The organism is Alloalcanivorax sp. C16-1, assembly GCF_046507805.1.
In the GTDB taxonomy this organism is placed as follows: domain Bacteria; phylum Pseudomonadota; class Gammaproteobacteria; order Pseudomonadales; family Alcanivoracaceae; genus Alloalcanivorax.
Map to the genome: position 1 here is coordinate 24,134 of NZ_JBKFTK010000008.1, position 18,644 is coordinate 42,777.

Annotated in this window: 12 protein-coding genes and 2 CRISPR repeat arrays; of the genes, 4 read left to right on the top strand and 8 right to left on the bottom strand. The window is 63.0% G+C overall.

All coding sequences use genetic code 11. From position 1 onward, the window contains the following. Nucleotides 1–77: 77 nt before the first annotated feature. The 4 genes from ACLD0W_RS17365 to ACLD0W_RS17380 all read left to right on the top strand — a co-directional run bounded on the left by ACLD0W_RS17365 (nt 78) and on the right by ACLD0W_RS17380 (nt 5,373). Nucleotides 78–2,159, top strand: coding sequence for an LTA synthase family protein (locus tag ACLD0W_RS17365; RefSeq protein ID WP_410308710.1), 2,082 nt, complete (start codon nt 78–80; stop codon nt 2,157–2,159). Beyond that, nucleotides 2,159–3,259 carry an NAD(P)/FAD-dependent oxidoreductase gene (locus tag ACLD0W_RS17370; RefSeq protein WP_410308711.1) on the top strand — a complete coding sequence of 367 codons (1,101 nt, stop codon included), beginning with the start codon at nt 2,159–2,161 and terminating at the stop codon, nt 3,257–3,259. The genes ACLD0W_RS17365 and ACLD0W_RS17370 overlap by 1 nt, the downstream gene beginning before the upstream one ends. Nucleotides 3,260–3,631: 372 nt before the next feature. Next, entirely contained in the window at nt 3,632–4,027 is a 396-nt protein-coding gene (locus ACLD0W_RS17375) for a helix-turn-helix domain-containing protein (RefSeq protein ID WP_410308712.1), read from the top strand. Then, entirely contained in the window at nt 4,027–5,373 is a 1,347-nt protein-coding gene (locus ACLD0W_RS17380; RefSeq protein ID WP_410308713.1) for a type II toxin-antitoxin system HipA family toxin, read from the top strand. Before ACLD0W_RS17375 ends, ACLD0W_RS17380 begins: the two co-directional genes overlap by 1 nt. A gap of 305 nt (nt 5,374–5,678) precedes the next feature. Next, a CRISPR array of direct repeats spans nt 5,679–6,930; the repeat unit is 29 nt; unit sequence CGGTTCATCCCCGCGCCTGCGGGGAACAC. 96 nt (nt 6,931–7,026) lie between these two features. Here the strand turns inward: ACLD0W_RS17380 and cas2e are convergent. The 8 genes from cas2e to cas3 all read right to left on the bottom strand — a co-directional run bounded on the left by cas2e (nt 7,027) and on the right by cas3 (nt 16,150). Further along, nucleotides 7,027–7,329, bottom strand: coding sequence for a type I-E CRISPR-associated endoribonuclease Cas2e (gene cas2e / locus ACLD0W_RS17385; protein WP_228234019.1), 303 nt, complete (start codon nt 7,327–7,329; stop codon nt 7,027–7,029). Beyond that, nucleotides 7,326–8,249 carry a type I-E CRISPR-associated endonuclease Cas1e gene (cas1e, locus tag ACLD0W_RS17390; protein ID WP_410308714.1) on the bottom strand — a complete coding sequence of 308 codons (924 nt, stop codon included), beginning with the start codon at nt 8,247–8,249 and terminating at the stop codon, nt 7,326–7,328. Before cas1e ends, cas2e begins: the two co-directional genes overlap by 4 nt. A gap of 2 nt (nt 8,250–8,251) precedes the next feature. Next, nucleotides 8,252–8,950 carry a type I-E CRISPR-associated protein Cas6/Cse3/CasE gene (cas6e, locus tag ACLD0W_RS17395; RefSeq protein WP_410308715.1) on the bottom strand — a complete coding sequence of 233 codons (699 nt, stop codon included), beginning with the start codon at nt 8,948–8,950 and terminating at the stop codon, nt 8,252–8,254. Next, complete coding sequence (gene cas5e, locus ACLD0W_RS17400) at nt 8,950–9,693, bottom strand: type I-E CRISPR-associated protein Cas5/CasD (protein WP_410308716.1); 744 nt, start codon at nt 9,691–9,693, stop codon at nt 8,950–8,952. The genes cas6e and cas5e overlap by 1 nt, the downstream gene beginning before the upstream one ends. A gap of 8 nt (nt 9,694–9,701) precedes the next feature. Next, on the bottom strand, nt 9,702–10,769 hold the full coding sequence (gene cas7e / locus ACLD0W_RS17405) for a type I-E CRISPR-associated protein Cas7/Cse4/CasC (RefSeq protein ID WP_410308717.1): 1,068 nt from the start codon (nt 10,767–10,769) through the stop codon (nt 9,702–9,704). Nucleotides 10,770–10,797: 28 nt separating this feature from the next. Next, on the bottom strand, nt 10,798–11,439 hold the full coding sequence (casB, locus tag ACLD0W_RS17410; RefSeq protein ID WP_410308718.1) for a type I-E CRISPR-associated protein Cse2/CasB: 642 nt from the start codon (nt 11,437–11,439) through the stop codon (nt 10,798–10,800). Continuing rightward, nucleotides 11,436–13,121: a type I-E CRISPR-associated protein Cse1/CasA gene (gene casA, locus ACLD0W_RS17415; protein ID WP_410308719.1), complete on the bottom strand. Its 1,686-nt coding sequence runs from the start codon at nt 13,119–13,121 to the stop codon at nt 11,436–11,438. The genes casB and casA overlap by 4 nt, the downstream gene beginning before the upstream one ends. A gap of 338 nt (nt 13,122–13,459) precedes the next feature. Further along, on the bottom strand, nt 13,460–16,150 hold the full coding sequence (gene cas3, locus ACLD0W_RS17420; protein ID WP_410308720.1) for a CRISPR-associated helicase Cas3': 2,691 nt from the start codon (nt 16,148–16,150) through the stop codon (nt 13,460–13,462). Nucleotides 16,151–16,528: 378 nt separating this feature from the next. Further along, nucleotides 16,529–18,512: direct repeats of the CRISPR family, unit length 29 nt; unit sequence CGGTTTATCCCCACACCTGTGGGGAACAC. The last annotated feature ends 132 nt before the right edge of the window (nt 18,513–18,644 follow it).

The window sequence follows — 18,644 nt, forward strand, 5'->3', positions numbered from 1 at the left end:
GCGATGACGGCGGTCGGCCCGGCCGGTAGGATGGGCGGCTTGTCGACACCGAACCACGTTTTTCTGGAGGCACGCGCATGATGGGGTGGTGGCATTCCCGCCGGCTTCGTTTTCTGACCGCCTGCGCGGCGGCGCTGTTGATTCTGATGGTGCTGCTGCGCGCCGCGTTCTATCTGTTTTTCTCCGAAGTGGGCGACACCGTCACCGCCTCCCCCGGCCAGGTCTGGCAGGCCCTGGGCGTGGGGCTGCGCTTCGATCTGCGGCTCACTCTGTTGATGGTGCTGCCACTGGCGGTGCTGGCCTGGCTGCCACGCTTCAACCTGGTCCGTTCCCGGGCGGTGCGCGGCCTGGCGCTGGTGTACCTGGGCCTGGCCACCCTGCTGCTGCTGCTCACCTACATTCTGGATTTCGGCCACTACGTGTACCTGGGCGACCGGCTCAACATCACCGCCCTGCGGTTTTTGCAGGACACCCGCATGTCCACGCAGATGGTCTGGGAGAGCTACCCGGTGGTGTGGATCACCCTGGGCTGGCTGGCCCTGAGCGCGCTGATGGTCTGGCTGTTCGCGCGCCTGTCGTCGCGCTTCCTGCTGCGCGATAAGCCGCCCATCCGCACCCGTTCCCTGTGGGCCGGTGGCGTGGTGGTGGTGCTGGTGCTGGCCTTCGGCCTGCTGGGCCGGGCCACCGACATCAACTGGGAGAACCCGGTGCCGCTGCGCTGGAGCGACGCCTTCGTGTCCGGCGACAAAGCGGTGGCGGCGCTGGGGCTGAACCCGGTGCTGTTCTTCTACGACACCAGCCAGCTGGAGACCGAGCCCTACGACCTGGAGGCGGTGCGCCGCTATTACCCGATGATGGCGGACTTCCTGGCGCTGCCCGCCGACCGCCGCGGCGACCTGAACTACCGCCGCCACGTCACCGTGCAACCCCACCGCCTGGACACCGACCGGCCACCCAATATCGTGGTGGTGATGCTGGAATCCCTGGGCGCCAGCCGGGTGGGTGCCTACGGCACCCCCTTCGACCCGACCCCGAACCTGGACCGCATCGCCGAGGGCGGCTGGTTCTTCGAGCACTTCTACGTGCCGGTCACCGGCACCGCGAAAAGCATCTGGGCATTTCTCACCGGCATCCCCGACGTGGCCCCGGAAGAAACCGCCAGCCGCAATCCGCTGATCGGCCACCAGCGCATGATCGTCGATCAGCTGGACGGCTACCGGAAGCTCTACATGGTCGGCGGCAACGCCGGCTGGGCCAACCTGGAGGGTCTGCTCACCCGCAGCATCGACGGCCTGGAACTGTACGAGGAAGGCGACTGGCAAAGCCCCAACGTGGACGTATGGGGCATTTCCGACCTGGCCCTGTTCAAGGAATCCCACGCCATCCTCGACGCCATTCCCGACGACCAGCCGTTCTTCGCCTTTATCCAGACCGCCGGCAACCACCGGCCCTTCACCATTCCGCCGAACAACGACGACTTCCAGGTGCGCGACGACCTCAGCGAGGAGCAACTGAACGGCAATGGCTTCAAGAACGCCGCCCAGTACAACGCGGTGCGCCTGCTCGACTACAACGTGGGCCGCTTCATGGACATGGCCCGGCAGAGCGACTACTTCGACAACACCCTGTTCGTGTTCTTCGGCGACCACAACAACCGCATCACCACCCTGCCGCACATGCCGCGCTTCCAGGAAGCTCTGCGCCTGGAAAGCCACCATGTGCCGCACATGATCTACGCCCCCAAGCTGCTGGAACCGCGCCGTATCCGCGAAGCGGTGAGCCTGATCGACGTGATGCCCACGGTGGCCGGCCTGATCGGCCTGGAGTACGACAACACCACCCTGGGCCGGGACATCCAGCAGCCGGCGCCGGAGGGCGACCGCACCGCCTTCGTGGTGCTGCGCGAAGGCCCGCGGCCACAAATCGGCGCGGTCACCGCCAACCATATGGCGCGCCTCAACCACGACGGTGAAGCCGCCAGCCTGCACAAGCTCTACAGCGACGACCCGGAACGGGATCGCTCCGACGCGGACCCGGACACCTTCCAGCACCTGTTCGATCTGGCGCGCGGCTTCTACGAAACCTCCCGCTACCTGTTCTACGACAACGCCATCCGCGACCGCCAGAGCCGGGCGACGAAGGGCGACGCGGCGCCCTGATGGAGCGCGTCGGCACCGTGGTGGTGGGCGCCGGCGTGGTGGGCCTGGCGGTGGCCCGCGCCCTGGCCCAGGCCGGCGACCCGGTGGTCGTGCTGGAGAACGAAGCCCACTTCGGCGAACACCTGTCGTCGCGCAACAGCGAGGTGATCCACGCCGGGCTCTACTACCCGCCCGGCTCGCTCAAAGCGGAAAGCTGCCTGCGCGGCAACGCCCTGCTCTACGACTACTGCGCCGCCCGCGGCATCGACCACCGCCGCTGCGGCAAACTGATCGTGGCCGGCGCGAATCAGTCCGATGCCCTGCAACGGCTACACGACAACGCCCGCGCCGCCGGCGCCGCCGGCCTGACCCCGATCAGCGGCCGCCAACTGGCCCGCGAGGAACCCTGGCTGCGCGGCACCGCCGCCCTGCACTCCGCCCACAGCGGCATCGTCGACAGCCACGGCCTGATGGCCGCCCTGGCCCGCGACGCGGAAGACCACGGCGCCCTGCTCTGCCCGCGCCATCGCGTCACCCACATCGACTGCGCCCCCGGCCGCTTCGATCTGCGGGTGGAGGCCGGCGACGAACGTTTCGCCCTGCGCACCGACCGCCTGATCAACGCCGCCGGCCTGGGCGCCGTGCCCCTGATCGAACGGATGCACGGCTTCCCCGACGCCCAACGCCCCACCCAGCGCTTCGCCAAGGGCAACTACTTCCGCCTCGCCGGCCCCAGCCCCACGGACCGGCTCATCTACCCGCTCCCCGAAGCCCACGGCCTGGGCGTGCACCTCACCGTGGACCTGGCCGGCCAGGCCCGCTTCGGCCCGGACGTGGAATGGGTGGAGCACCCGGACTACCGGGTCGACGACACCCGCCGCGCCGCCTTCGAAATCGCGGTACGCCGCTACTGGCCGGCGCTCCCCGCCGGCGCCCTGCACCCGGACTACGCCGGCGTGCGCCCCAAACTGATGCTCCACGGCCAACCCCACCCGGACTTTCTGATCCAGGACCACCGGAGTCATGGCCTGGACGGCCTGACCAACCTGCTCGGCATCGAATCCCCCGGCCTCACCGCCGCCCTGGCGTTGGCGGAGCGGGTGGCACGCCTATCGGGCTAAAGCCGCACAGGGCCCGGCCCGAAAATCATAATGATTGCGAAAGCAGTCATAAAAGAAGAAAATTCTGGTATTGTTGGCATTTACAATCAAAAATGAACGGAAGCACTGTGTTGGATCGCCTTCTTTTTGCGACCGTTAAAAGACGCATTAAACCTATTAAATTAATATAATGATCGCTTTCACATTCATTAGATTGCAATATCCGACATGCCCAATACACTGAATGGGACGGAATGGAGGCGGAGTACGGCAACCTAGACCTCTCTTCCGCACACGGCATGCATATCGAGTCTCACGCACGATTGCCGCCCAAGGAGCCTGGTTCAAGCGCTTTGCCGGACACTTCAAGCCTGCACCCGCCAAGGAGACCCCATGCCCAAACTGACCGACCTCGCAGGCGAAGCCCTTCATGAAGAGCTGGGGACTCGCTTAAAACACCGACGCGTGCAGGAAAAGCTGACCCAGTCAGACCTGGCGGACAAGGCGAAGGTGTCTCGAACCACCCTCACCAAGATTGAAAACGGGCGCAATGTCGGACTGGCGGAGTTCCTCCGAGTAGCTGACGCGCTAGGGCTGCTGGGCGACCTGGACAGCGTGATCAGCATGCCAGAGGCCACGCCCCTGGATCTTCTGCGCGGGAAAAAGCGGCAGACCGCCAGGGTCCGGGTTAGACCAACCGGTGGGAACGGCCCGGGGAAAACTGTCCGCTCAAGGGCCAATAATCCAACTCCCCCCGAAGGCACCTTCGTTTGGCCGGAGGACCGATGATGGCCGAGGTGGATGTCGCCGGCGTCAGTCTCTGGGGAATGGAGATCGGCGCGTTGGCGTGGAACCCCGAGAAGAAGGTGGGCGAGTTCCAGTATACGCCTGAGTTTCTGGACACCCCCTTCGAGCTGGCTCCGCTGAAGATGCCAAAAAGTCCGCGAGTCTACGGTTTTCCCGGCCTGAACGAAGAGACCTTCAAGGGGCTTCCCGGGATGCTGGCGGATTCTCTTCCGGATCGATTCGGAAACCAGCTCATCAACGCCTGGTTGGCTCGCCAGGGACGCAAGCCCAACAGCTTCAATCCCGTGGAGCGCCTATGCTACGTGGGCCGACGTGGGATGGGGGCGCTGGAATACACGCCCGCCAGCGGGCCCCGGGCCGCCACCGACGCGCCTATCGCCGTGGAGGAACTCGTCAGGCTCTCAAACAAGGTCCTCTCCGACAGAGGGGCGTCGTCGGCAAGGCTCGACGAGGAGATCGACGAGGCGGCCATGCAGCAAATCCTTCAGGTTGGCACCTCCGTGGGCGGTGCCCGCGCCAAGGCCATCATCGCGTGGAATGAAAAAACCGGCGAGGTCAGGTCCGGGCAGCTGGACCTCGGCGAAGGATTTGGCCACTGGATCCTGAAGTTGGACGGCATCACGGAGAACCAGGATAAGGAAGGATTCGATCCTCAGGGGTACTGCGCCCGCGAATACGTGTATTACTTGATGGCCCGGGAAGCAGGCATGGAGATGGCCGAATGCCGGCTAATGGAGGAAAACGGACGCCGGCACTTCCTGACCCGGCGATTTGACCGGGCTCACTCGCCCACCGGGCCGGGAGAGAGGGTCGGAGACAAGATATTCATGCAATCCCTTTGCGCCCTGGGACATTACGACTACAACACGCCCGGCAGCGTCAGTTACGACGAACTGTTCCTTGATATGGAAATGCTGGGGCTGGGACGGGCGGCCGCGCAGGAGCAGTTCAGGCGACTTGTTTTTAACGTCCTCGCGATGAATCGCGACGATCACACCAAGAATACCTCTTTTCTCATGGATAAGGCTGGCCAGTGGCGCCTGTCTCCAGCCTACGACGTAACCTTTGCTTTCAATCCCGCCGGCGACTTCACAAGCGAGCACCAAATGACCATCAATGGGAAAGCCGACGGCATAACCCGCGCGGACCTGGAGGCTATCGCCAAAAGAGCGGGGGTCTCAAGACAGGCCCGTGACCGAATCATCGACCAGGTCATCGAAGCAGTGACGCTCTGGCCGGCGCTCAGCGAGGAATACGGGGTTCCCGAGGCGCTGATCAAAGAGGCGGATCAGGGCCTCGCTCTGGCTCGACGCTCATTCCTGGGTTAGACGCCAGGCCACGACTTGCATGTCGGTGCCAGAAAAAACCCATCGGGTCGGACCCGGGGAAACTACTGATACGACCGTGTTTTTTGCTTCGCAGGCTGCCGTAGAGAGCGTTAGATTGGCTTTTCCCGGGCCGCAACGGCTGAGTAAGAGAGCAGTTGGAGCGCTTAGCGGCGTAATTCGGGCGGGCAAGTTGTATTCTAAGGCGCCCAGGGACATTCTGTTTCACGCTAAAGCCTCGCGGGACAGGGGGCTGCCCGGGTCCGACCCGATGGCGCAGATATAATGACGCAGTGCTCAGTGAAAGACGGTTCATCCCCGCGCCTGCGGGGAACACTTGTAAAGCTCGGCTAGCAGGTCGAGGCTGTCGCGGTTCATCCCCGCGCCTGCGGGGAACACATTGCCGGCGACTTCAACGAAAACCAGATGACCGGTTCATCCCCGCGCCTGCGGGGAACACAGGGCGCGCAGCTTCGCCAGCGTCCGATGCTGCGGTTCATCCCCGCGCCTGCGGGGAACACAATCCGTTTACCGGCGACAACCGGGCCGAGAACGGTTCATCCCCGCGCCTGCGGGGAACACCACTGAACCTGGGCCCTGCCGATTGGTTGCCGCGGTTCATCCCCGCGCCTGCGGGGAACACTCGCCGAACTCGCGGTACCGCTGGTACCGAGCCGGTTCATCCCCGCGCCTGCGGGGAACACCCGGGACTACCGGATCAATGACCGGTGGAACGCGGTTCATCCCCGCGCCTGCGGGGAACACGGCCTGGCGAACTACGACGCCAGTAAAGTGGGCGGTTCATCCCCGCGCCTGCGGGGAACACATGATGGGACTGCGCGCCGTGATGCCATCCGCCGGTTCATCCCCGCGCCTGCGGGGAACACCAGCATCATCGACTCAGCCTCGGCCCGGATCTCGGTTCATCCCCGCGCCTGCGGGGAACACGATGGAGTTCTGGTAGGCGGCCTTTACGAATCCGGTTCATCCCCGCGCCTGCGGGGAACACACAGGTACTCCGGGGTGCCGGCGCCCATCCGGCGGTTCATCCCCGCGCCTGCGGGGAACACGCTCAATGAAATGGGTTACTTTTGTGTTGGTAGCGGTTCATCCCCGCGCCTGCGGGGAACACCCCAGCATGAACGCCCCGGCCTGCGCCGCGACCGGTTCATCCCCGCGCCTGCGGGGAACACTTGGTGATCAGCTCGATGGCGCGGTCGGTCAGCGGTTCATCCCCGCGCCTGCGGGGAACACGGCAAGTCAGCGAGCGAGATGAGCTGAGAAAGCGGTTCATCCCCGCGCCTGCGGGGAACACCAAGGGCGCCGCCGGCCTCGACGTGACAGGCACCGGTTCATCCCCGCGCCTGCGGGGAACACGCTGCGGCCGATTTTTCCGAGCCGCCACCGGACGGTTCATCCCCGCGCCTGCGGGGAACACATCTCGGGCGCGCTGTCGACCATGTCGGCGGTCGGTTCATCCCCGCGCCTGCGGGGAACACACGTGATCCTGGGTGTGGATAACGACGGCCAGCGGTTCATCCCCGCGCCTGCGGGGAACACTCTAAACGTATCTTACTGATCTCTATGGAAAAAATCAGGCGGACAAAATCCACCGGTCAAATCGATCAAAATTTGCTCGCTATAAGGAGGGAGAAATCAGGGGGTGGATGAGTCGTCCACGGGCAGAAAAGAGACCAGCCGCAGGCCGTCATGGTCCACGGGGATACGCCGGTTCTGGCCACAGGTCTGAAAATCGAAGCCGGATTCGGTGTTGGTGGCCCAGCAGAAGGCCACGTTGCCCTCCTCCACCAGTTCCTTGGCCTGTTCCCAGATCATTTCACGGATGCGTTTGCTGACGTCGCCGACGTAGACGCCGGCGCGGATTTCCAGCAGCCAGACGGCAAGGCGGCCTCGCAATCGCGGCGGAACATTCTCGGTGACCACCACCAACATGCTCATCCCTGGCTCCGGTGGCCGCTGTCGGCGAGGGATTGGGGTTCGGGTATGGCGGGTGGCTGGCTGTCCTCCGGGGGCGGGGGTGGTTCTATACCACCAGCGGCCAGAACGTCTTCGATGGCCGGTATAATGCGCTTGAGCAACTTGCTTTGCCGGAAGACGTCGCGGCAGGCGACGCGCACGGCACGGTCTGGTGCCACGGGTTTGCTGGCAGCGATGCGAAAGGCCACGGGAACAACGGTGTCAAACTTAAACAGGTCCGCTATGTCGTACACGAACGACAGCGGCTTCCCTGAGTGTACAAAGCCGACCGCCGGCGCGTACCCGGCGGCCAGCACCGCCGCTTCAGTGACGCCATACAGACAAGCAGTGGCGGCGCTGAGACACTGGTTGACCACATCGGATTTGTCCCATTCCTTGGGGTCATAGCGGCGCCCCTTCCAGGTAACGCCGTATTGCTTGGCCATCAGCTCGTAGATTTTGCGTACACGCGCGCCCTCGATACCCCGCAGTTGGTCCACGCTGCGTCGCTCCGGCGCCGGCTCCCCGAACCGCTGCTCGAACATACGGCGCACGACCTTGAGCCGCAGGTCCGGGTCCAGGGCCAGCTTGGCCTGATAAAGCAGCTTGTCGGAGCGAGCCCCACCGGGCTGGCCGCTGGCGTACAAGCGCACGCCGGCCTCGCCAACCCAGATCAATAAAGTACCGGTCACCGCCGCCAGCTTTACCGCTGCGTGAGAGACCCGAGTGCCGGGCTCCAGCATGATGCACGCCACCGATCCCACGGGAATGTGCATGCGCTCGCCATTGACCTCATCGACCACCACGAAGGCGCCGTCTTTTACGTCAATGCGACCGTAGGCAACGAACATCATGGAGACACGGTCCTTGATCGGGATCGGTTTGAGCGGCACGAAGGCCATGGTCAGGCACGCCGTATCATCATCATGCCGAAGCCGAACGCTTTGGAACGGCCCAGGCCCTGGGCCAACGACGCCATGAAGGCCTGTGCATCGATCACCTCCAACGTGCCGGTGTAATCCACGCCGGAGAACTGAATTGGCTTACCCTGCCTTTTGCGCCCAAGGCTGTGTTGCCGATAACCGCTGACCTCCGGCTGCTCTTCGAGGACGAAGCCATTCTTCTCGCCCTGCCCGGCCAGCCACTGCCGCGCGGCGGCGTCCATGGCGTCCTTGCATTCCTGGCTGGCGCGCTGGTCCGGTGCGAACGCCGCTTTGGCATGCATCAGAACATCGCTGCGAACGGAGTGCTTCTGGCCGTCGACCCGGCGCGCCACGGTGGGGTTGGCGCGCAGTCGGAACGCCAACGTCTCACCGGCGTCCAGGCGCGGCGCGAACGGTTTGCTTTCCACATCCAAAAAGCCGGGTATCGCCACCGGTGTTTGTTCGGAGAGCAGATAAAACAGCGGCAAGCCTTTGCAGCGGCCTTCGCCGTCGGCGCCGTCCTCGATTTCCTGGCGGAACAGAAAAGGCCGCAGACCGGTGTAATCGGGAAACAGCCGCCAGAGCAGTTGATGGGTACCGTAAGGCTCACCGCCCATCACCGCGAACAGTTCATTGCGGCTAAGGCCATTGAGATCAACACGAACGCGTGAGAGATGCATCAAGCCACCTCCTGGGCGTATTGGTATCGGCGAAATGCCTTGCGCGGGCCGAACTGCCAGCGGTCGCGGTTGAGCGGGTCATCCCACACGTCGTTGCTCTCGACGTGCCGGTCGTCACCGTCCAGGTCGGTGACCGCTCCCTCCCACACATAGAGGCAGGCAGAGTCCGGCCGTAGCCAGCTTTGCTGGCCGGGCATCAATGGCTCGAACTCGTGATCAAGGGCCACCTTCAAGGTCTCGCACTCCATCACCTCCGGCGCCAATGGCGCCGCCAGCGGGCAGGCCCGGCGGCCGAGGTACAGGGGAAAAACAGGCTTCAACAGGGCCTCTCGGAGGGCGGCCAGGTCCTGCCGCGCAGCCGGAGTCGTCTGTACCGCCACCGTCCACAGCCCGTCGCAGCGATACTGGCGGCTGGAGAGAATGGTATGGATCACCTTTTGAGGCGCATTGAGTTCGTCACGGCGGGTGCGATAGAGGACCTTTGATTGCGAGGCGGGCACTTGGGCGGTGTGATAATCGCTCAGCAAGGTACCGGCGCGGTATTGCTTCACCGCCACGCGAAAGCCGCCGAACAGCGCCGCCTGCCCTTCCGCATCGTCACGGCGCAGCCCGAGGGCGGCGCCCAGCAGGCCCAGCAAGGCGCCTCGGCCCGGGCAGGTCCCCGAGGGGCGCGTCTCGCCCACCGCCGCTTCGCCCCAGCTGGCCAGCGGCGCGTACAGGCGGAACACAAGATACTCGCTCATGGCGCCCCCTAGCGATCCGCTTTCAGAAACTCGATCAGCGAACCCAGATCGCCGGACGTCGTGCCCTCCGGCGCGCCCGGGTAATCCGGCTCGGCGGACAGTACGAAGCGGCGGTCGGCGCCGGCACCATAGGCACCGTCGAAAGCACTCACTTGGCGTTCGAGGCGCTGGATGGCGTCCAGCGCCTGATTGTCACCGCTCACCGGCTTCAGGAAGGACACCGACAGGGAGCGGGGCTGCTGATCGCCGGCTTCCACCAGCACATAGCTGGCGTGGGCCCGGGAGCCAAAGCTGTTCTGCTTGCCCTTGGGCGAGGTGCGCACGGCGGCTTCCAGCAGCGCGGCAATGGCGCGGTCCGCCAGCTCTCGATCGCCATCCAGATTTTTCTCGAGCATCTGGCGGTCAATGCAGATATAGGAGTAAAACAAACCCGCCCCAAAGCCGGCATCACCCACATGGGCGGCGCCACGGTGCTCCTCACCGGTGTTCAGGTCGTCCACGGCGGTGAAATAATCGTCCTCGACCTCGGCGGCATGCACGGTGATGGCGTGTGCCACCTGGCAGGAGGCGTCCACGCTGGAGTCCTGATGCTCCGCCAGCATGCGGCCAAACAGGGCCACGTCCACGGCGCTGGTACGGTGTCGCAGCGATTGCAGTTCGGCTTTTTCCGGGGCGCGGTTCTCTTCGGCCAGGATAGCGACCAGATGGTCCACCGCGGCCTGCTCTTCGGGGCCAATGTGCACAAGCTGTCCGGTTTCCAGCTTGCCCTTCTCCACAGCAGCAAAGGTCTCAGCGATTTGGACGGCCCACTCCTTGGCTTTCTTTTCATCGACGCCCTTGGCGATCAGGTCCGCCGCCGCATTGACGCCGATTTTCTTGGTGCGCTTACCGCAATGCTCCCCCAACGCCTCCTCAAACAATTCCGACGTGCGCCAAGTGCGCTTGAGGCTCTGAGACGAAACCCGCAGCCGCTTTCTGCCCCCCATCATCGCCGTCTTCGGGCGCCCCAGGTCGTCCCGGTTGAGGTTGGCCGGCGGGTAGGACGTCAGCAGATGCACTTGAATAAAATGAGTCATGACACATCCCTATTTATAATCAGTGAATTCAGTCGTTGTTCGTGCGGTAGCCCGCCACCTGGCGGAAATAGTCGTTGGCCCAGCGGAACGCCACCCCCTGCGTGGGCCGCTCGGGGCGCCAGGGGCTCTCGTTTTCTTTCCACCATTGAAGAATATCCTCGGCCAGGGACACCGCGCTGACGCCCTTTTTGTCCACCAGCGCCAGCGCCCGCCGGAGCCGCGTCAGCAATTCCTCGAACGAATGGCATTCCATCAGTTGCTGAAAGCGCAGTTCGCTCATGCGCGGCTTGTTGACCTCGCCTTTTTGTTTGCCCGCTTCGGACGCCAAGGTAACGCCGGGTTGCTCGTCGCGCAGTTCCGCCAAGACCATGGCGACCCCGGCCCAGACATAGAGTTGATCCTTTGGGGTGTCATTACTGCCCACCTCCCCCCAGAGATGCCGAAAGCCTTCGGTGAGCAGAGCGGCTTCCGGGCGGTCGCAACGGCGTAATTCGGCGCGCACACCTTTTGACCAACCTGGACGGGAACCGATCTTCTTGAGCATCTCGGGGGGCAGGGTCAGCCGCTGCCACCAGTCACGCACCGCCCATGCTTCTTGATGAGACAGAACGCTACAGCGCTCAATCCGCGAGTCCTTCTTCTGTGCGTTTTCAAGCTCCGTATCGCTCATGCGGTTTCCTCCCGCTTGGTGGTGTCGCTTTTGCTCCGCGTCAAAGCAACATCGTAGTAATCTGCAAACTGCTTAATCGGTTTGGCACCTTTTCCCTGACCACTCAGCACCGTCAGCAGCCACGCCCTGGCGGACACAGCGCGCTTCCAGTTAAGGGCCTCCTGGGCTGCGTTCAGCACTTTGTCTTCGAACAGCGCCAGCGACTCAGAGCGCAAGGCGCGGAACCAAAGATTGGCGGGGTCGGCCAGGTCGGCTTCATGGACCTGTTCGACCAGGGTCACCTTGATGTTTTCCAGCGCCTGGAAAAAGGCTCCTTCGGTGTCCTCGTAAAATTGCGCCTCGATATACGAGGTATCGCCCTTCGCATCGCCAGGACGCTCGAACCACGCGCTCAGGATCTGCCTCCGCGTGTGCCAGGCGACTTGGCGGCTCAACTCCGTAAATTGCTGCACCGCCGAGCGAAAGGCGTCCTGCTGAGCTTCCGGCAGTACCACCAGCGGCATTTCCGTGCCGTACCAGCAGCGGGCCTTCATGTTGTCCATGTCATAGCCGAACACCCACAGCCGGGGCCGCGTTAGAAGCGCCTCCACTTCCTGTCCCCAGGCCCTTTCATGCGTACTGGTTTGATACTTGGCGCCGAGAAAATCACGGACTACCTTCGCCGGCAACGCACCGGTATTGGACGGATCGGGCAGCACCAGATAAGACCAGTTGCGGTAGCCGATCCCCCCGGGCTGGCCCTTGCTGGACAACGGCGGCTCCTGGGGTTTCTTCGGGTCCGTGCGATAGGGGGTGAGCGGGTGCAGCCAGGGCCCGGCATAGTTGGCGCCGTAATTCTTGGCCCTCACCTCGCGCACGCTTCGCTGCGCCTCACGGCCACACAGATCGCAGCGGCAGGGCTGGTCTTCCACCATCAGGCGAAAGCGCCTCGGCATCGCCCAGTACGGATGCAACGGATGCATCTGCTCCGGAAAGACCTCGGTGTTCTTGGCTTTGCTTTCCCGCGTGGGCGCCACCCAGGGGAATAGAGTGCCATCCTCCGCCGAGGGCGCCGCACAGGCCTGCCCGTCACGGTCGAACACCGATGTCGGCATCACGTTCAGCCACAGCCGCTGCCAAAGACTGGCGTCGCCCGCCTCGGGAAGAATCAGCGTGGTCAGGGGGCCGCCGCCCCGCAGACCGACCCGGTAGCCAGCGCCACCGGACGGCGCATTGATCTGCATGGTGAACAAGGCCATGGCCGCGCAATCCGGGCACATCACCTCGGTGCCGCCGCGCTTCACGAAGAAGTCGGTATTGTTCTTGATGCCGTTGGCACCCGGCGCGTCGATCAGCAACCCGGCCACCGGCGAAGGCTTGGCGTCGTCCAGCGGGTCCAGGTCCTGCATAAAACGCGGACCGTCACCATCCAACTCAAAGGCCGGCAGAAAAGGGGCAAAGGCCTCTTCCAGAGCTTTCTGATCCGGCTGATGCGTCAGGTGTTCCAGCCAGTCAACGTGGTGTTTGGGGGGCAAGGCGGTTTGCAGCAGGCCAATCAGCCATTGGTAGGCGGCACCCTGGAAGTCGGCACGCGGCAGGGCCAGGTCAACGATGTCCTTGTCCGCAATTGCAGAAGGTGGGCGATAGATGACTCGCCCATCACCGGTCTTGAATGCTATCCAGTCACTGGCAAGGAGGTTCATTCACACCTCTATTTTTTTCGTTTGTGTAGTGCTTTTAAGAGCCGAACGATTTGAAGGGCAAGATTGAGAAACCCTCTCACGATCTCGATCCATTCCCAGTCATCCACCCGACCACCTGACCGCTTTGCCTTGCGCATTAGGAACCACCTCCAGACCAATTTCTGGTGAAAATATCACCAAGAAAAGGAATAGTAAAGTCGATAATATCTTTTCCCAATGCACCAAAAGCTTCTCTATACTATCATCAAGTCGCTCCTCGGCTCGCCGGGGATGACCCGTCGATGATGCCGTTTCCGGCCAATTCGGCGATCCGTTCCCCGCCCATGCGGGGATTATGCTCACCCCAACAAACACCCGAGGGCCGGATCGTAGCGTACCGCTGCGTCCGCCTCGGGCAGCCAAGGTTGGGTGTATTTCAGTGCTTTGTACCGGCCCTGCAATTCTTCCCAGGCGGCCAGATCGGGCCCGGCCAGTTCGGGCAGCTTGCGTGCCTGGCTTTCGCGCAGGCGAAGCTGGCTGAGCATGGCGGCGTGTTGCTCGCCTTGAGCCCACAACACGATCCCGCCTTTGGCCTCCCTTTTCAGTAGCACCACATTCACGGTTGGCTCGTCGCTGAGTCGGGTGCCGATTTCCTGGTGGTCGTCCAGCCAGGGTTGGTCATCGCCCACGTAACCGGCGGCCAGGTCCAGCAGGTTGTAGCGCGCCATGGCGATCCTGCCCTGATCTTCGCCCTCCTGCTGAAGGCGTGTGTCCCGTAACCCCTCGGGCAGCGTCTCTTCGGATACGCCGTAGACGCCCTCCAGCAGTGCCCGGGCGTCTTTGGGCAGATGGATGCCGCCGCGCTCGCGCAGCACTTTCTGAGTCAGCCAACTTATCGCCACATCGGGGTACACGAAGGAGGTGCCAGGCAAGGCGTCCCGCAGCCAGCTGACGCCGGGCCGCTCATCCCATGGCGGCGCCAGCACCCAGAGGCGTGGCGGCGGGCGCTCACCACGGGCATGGCGCTGCAGGCGGCCAGCCCGCTGTATCAGCAGATCCACCGGCGCCAGGTCGCTGATCATCACATCCACGTCGCAATCCAGGCTCTCCTGGAAGACCTGGGTGGCGATCAGCACCTGACCTCGGCGCGCCGCCGGTTCCGATTCCTTGCCAAGCGCTGACAGCACCCTGGACTCAATCTCCTGGCGGTCCGCCATGGCGAAACGGCTGTGGAACAGGACGCAGCGATCCGGCTCGGGGTGCCGTTCCCGCACCGTTTGATAAGCCCGGATGGCGTCATCCACCGTGTTCCGTACCCAGGCCACAGACCGCCCCTCGGACACGGCGTTGATCACTGCCTCCACCGCCTGATCTTCATGCTCAAGCCAATCCACCGCCACGGATCGGCGGCTTGCCGGTCTCGCCTCCACCGGCTGTTCCAGAACGGACGGATCGCCGCCGGTGCGGGTCAGCAAAGGAAACTTCGTCTCTTGCAACGATATCGGGGCGGCGTTCAATGCCTGGCGCCAACCGTTCACCAGCGCCTGCCGCTGGCCCAGCGGCAAGGTCGCGGTCAGCAAAATCGCACTGCCACCCTGCCGGGCGTGGTGGGCCAACAGAGCAACCAGCAGAGAGCGGGTATAAACATCGTAGGCGTGAACTTCATCAACGATCAGCACCTTGCGTGCCAATCCATACAGTCGCAGCGATTGGTGCCGGAACGGCAGCACGCCCATCAGCGCCTGATCGATGGTGCCCACCGCCACATCGGCCAGCAGTGCTTTCTTACGAGAATCCGTCAGCCAGTGGTTGCATTGTGCGGACGCACTGGCTTCGCCGGCCTGATAATTCCAGTCGCCGGGCTGATCACCGACCAGCGAACGGGCGAAGTCCTCATTCAAGTCGCGGGCCCCATGGGCCAGCACGAAGGATGGCTCGCCCTCTTCCGCGTAAAAGCGACGATGCATGGCGCCCAGGCGGGAGTACATGGCGTTGGAAGTGGCCATGGTGGGCAAGGCGAAATACAGTCCTTCCGCCTCCCCGGCATACAGCAGCCGCTGGGCCAGAATACAGGCGGCCTCGGTCTTGCCGGCCCCGGTCACGTCTTCAAGAATAAAAAGCTGTGGCCCGGCCCGAAGCTCAAGCGCTTCCACGGCGCTTTGAAGGGGCGTGGGCGTTACCGCCTTACCGTTGAACCAGGCGCTCAGGCCGGTATACGGCCTGGGCTCAAGGGCGTGACCGAACCCGGTGGCGGACAGGGCCTGTTCCGCCTTTTCAAGCGCCACCGGCCAGTACGCTTTCAAGGGCTCGGGTTCGGCAACGTATTCGAAATAAGTCTGGTTGGAACCGAGCCAATCGCTAAGAACCGCCCAGCCGGCGAGCGTCCAACTCAACCCACGCAGTGATGCGGTCCACTGAGGCGAGGTTAATTGCTCCACCGGCCAGGGCACCGCCATCAGAGCCGCCCATTCCGCCACAAAGGCACTCGCGGCCCGGTGGTCGTCGGCATGCTGATCCGCACCGAAGAAAGACTGCATTCGCAAGCCATTCCGCGCCACCGGCTTTCCATGGTGCCCGAACACCACGCTGGTCAATACACCCAGCACGGCGCTCAGGGTGTTGCGTTGATCACCGTTGAAGGATTGTTTCGGAAAGCCCAGGGTGCCATCCCTCAACCAGGGAATGCCCGCCTCGGACCACAGCAAGGCGCCCAGACGATCGTGGCGTTCAGTGTACCGGCAGGACGCTAACGGCGGGACCAACGCCCCCATGGAAACCTGCCCCTGGAAAGCACGGGCGAACTTGCCCAAGTCGTGCAGTCCCAGGAAGAACACCAGCAGAGAGCGCAATACCGTTGGAGGAAGATCAAGGCGCCGGGCCAGCAGCAGGGCCAAGGGACGCTCCGGCGCCAACAGATGCCAGCCCACTGCCGCCACGTCCAGACTATGGAACGGTAGCAGGTGGTAGGCCGCGCCCTCAGCGGAAGCCGGCCGCGCTTTACCCCAATACAGAAAGCAGGACGGCCAATCAGTAGCGTGTATCCCGATCACAAATCCCTTTTGCCTCTTTTAGCCGCTTTTTCCGACGGCGAGGTTTTATTATCGCTGGGCTCTTCGACCCATCACGCGGAACCATTGACGACATCGCCCCAAGCCACGTCGCCGAGCTCATAATCTAGCGCTCTGTGACGCAGATCACAACAGAGCACCGTTGACCCTGGCGCCACGCCTATATGGACGGCAGGGACGAATCGGCCGATAGAAGCGCTGCTGGTTGAGTTATAAGGGCTACGCTGCTCGTATCGAATACCCCCGCCAGTGCGTGCCGTTGTAACAACACAACGGCCAGAATCACTACATTATGTTCTTTCGTGGCCACCCACGACCGTGGGGAACATTTGATCAGATCAGCTGGTTCACCGGATTGAACGGTTTATCCTCATACTTGTGAGGAACACACGCGCTTCGCCGGCTGCGCCCTTCTCTGCCAGCGGTTTATCCCCACACCTGTGGGGAACACGGTGATCGTGTCCCAGAGACTCATGCCGTTCCCGGTTTATCCCCACACCTGTGGGGAACACGGCGGCTTGTTGTCGTTGCTGGCGTCCGCCTGCGGTTTATCCCCACACCTGTGGGGAACACGGAGCGGCCTTTGGCCTGGCGAGCGTCGAACCCGGTTTATCCCCACACCTGTGGGGAACACGCTGCGGCGCAGCTGGACGCGGCGTGGGATGGCGGTTTATCCCCACACCTGTGGGGAACACGACACCGCCAACGGGCCGTCCAGCGTGCTGAACGGTTTATCCCCACACCTGTGGGGAACACACCCAGGCCGTGCTGGCCTTGCCGCTGGCGTTCGGTTTATCCCCACACCTGTGGGGAACACTGGCCCACTGTCTTGGTCTGGTGCCCCAGGAACGGTTTATCCCCACACCTGTGGGGAACACTCGGCGCCGTATTTCCGGAACACCGGCGTGGCCGGTTTATCCCCACACCTGTGGGGAACACTCATTCGTGAGAATGGACCGGAAGGTGATGTGCGGTTTATCCCCACACCTGTGGGGAACACTAGACATCGATGCCGGCCAGCGTCTTCAGCTGCGGTTTATCCCCACACCTGTGGGGAACACTCGCGCTCCTGGGCGAGGTCCAGCATGAAGTCCGGTTTATCCCCACACCTGTGGGGAACACCTGGGCAATATCGTGGACCAGCTCCTGTGGAACGGTTTATCCCCACACCTGTGGGGAACACGGTGAGGTAAGGCGCTTTCGCAATACTCATAACGGTTTATCCCCACACCTGTGGGGAACACACACCCAGAACCAACTCGGCAACCTCATGCAGCGGTTTATCCCCACACCTGTGGGGAACACGAATCCGGCCTCACCGGCGGCAATGTGGATCTGCGGTTTATCCCCACACCTGTGGGGAACACTCCAGCAGCACGCGGGAAGATGCGAGAGCGTCCGGTTTATCCCCACACCTGTGGGGAACACGTCGGACCTAACGCCGTCAAATTGACGTTCAGCGGTTTATCCCCACACCTGTGGGGAACACACGACCCCCGCCTGGGCCTGGAACTCAGACAACGGTTTATCCCCACACCTGTGGGGAACACTGTAGAAACCCAGCGTCCCACGAAAATAGAAACGGTTTATCCCCACACCTGTGGGGAACACGTCCAGGTTTCCACGTTGAAAATGTACCCCTCCGGTTTATCCCCACACCTGTGGGGAACACCCGTCCCAGGGGCCGCCGATAAGAAGAGCTTCTGGTTTATCCCCACACCTGTGGGGAACACCTGATTGAGTTCGGGCGGCCCAGCTGGGATACCGGTTTATCCCCACACCTGTGGGGAACACTGTCCTGCGACGAAAGACCTCTACATGGTCACCGGTTTATCCCCACACCTGTGGGGAACACACGGGCACCTGCAGCGGCTCAGGCATGAGCGGCGGTTTATCCCCACACCTGTGGGGAACACGCCCGTGACGGTGTAGGGGCGCACGCCGTTGGCGGTTTATCCCCACACCTGTGGGGAACACGCCCGTCGGGATGTCCGGGGGATCAAAGAACACGGTTTATCCCCACACCTGTGGGGAACACTCGCGAATACCTGGACGAGGTGTACCGCCCGCCGGTTTATCCCCACACCTGTGGGGAACACGGGGGTCGAACACCAGTCGGTCGCGGTCCAGCTCGGTTTATCCCCACACCTGTGGGGAACACGTCGCCGAACTCGCGGTAACGCTGGTAGCGGGCGGTTTATCCCCACACCTGTGGGGAACACCCCCGGCCGCTGAGTAACCCAACTTGGCGGGGCGGTTTATCCCCACACCTGTGGGGAACACCGCTGCCGGACCAGTGGGAGGACGTGGAAACCCGGTTTATCCCCACACCTGTGGGGAACACTCTAAATGTATCCTATTGATTCAAAAGAGGAAAATCAGGGTCTGTTTTTCCACCAAGCAAAAAGATCAAAAAACAACCAATAAAACAGGGCACTTTACCACTTCAGATACGATGCCTAAGCGACCAGCCAGA

Bases quoted from the DNA above. Each gene is read 5' to 3' on its own strand.
- cas7e (WP_410308717.1), bottom strand. From the start codon at position 10,769: ATGACTCATTTTATTCAAGTGCATCTGCTGACGTCCTACCCGCCGGCC.
- ACLD0W_RS17380 (WP_410308713.1), top strand. From the start codon at position 4,027: ATGGCCGAGGTGGATGTCGCCGGCGTCAGTCTCTGGGGAATGGAGATC.
- cas1e (WP_410308714.1), bottom strand. From the start codon at position 8,249: ATGGCCTTCGTGCCGCTCAAACCGATCCCGATCAAGGACCGTGTCTCC.
- casB (WP_410308718.1), bottom strand. From the start codon at position 11,439: ATGAGCGATACGGAGCTTGAAAACGCACAGAAGAAGGACTCGCGGATT.
- casA (WP_410308719.1), bottom strand. From the start codon at position 13,121: ATGAACCTCCTTGCCAGTGACTGGATAGCATTCAAGACCGGTGATGGG.
- cas6e (WP_410308715.1), bottom strand. From the start codon at position 8,950: ATGCATCTCTCACGCGTTCGTGTTGATCTCAATGGCCTTAGCCGCAAT.
- ACLD0W_RS17370 (WP_410308711.1), top strand. From the start codon at position 2,159: ATGGAGCGCGTCGGCACCGTGGTGGTGGGCGCCGGCGTGGTGGGCCTG.
- cas2e (WP_228234019.1), bottom strand. From the start codon at position 7,329: ATGAGCATGTTGGTGGTGGTCACCGAGAATGTTCCGCCGCGATTGCGA.
- ACLD0W_RS17365 (WP_410308710.1), top strand. From the start codon at position 78: ATGATGGGGTGGTGGCATTCCCGCCGGCTTCGTTTTCTGACCGCCTGC.
- cas5e (WP_410308716.1), bottom strand. From the start codon at position 9,693: ATGAGCGAGTATCTTGTGTTCCGCCTGTACGCGCCGCTGGCCAGCTGG.
- ACLD0W_RS17375 (WP_410308712.1), top strand. From the start codon at position 3,632: ATGCCCAAACTGACCGACCTCGCAGGCGAAGCCCTTCATGAAGAGCTG.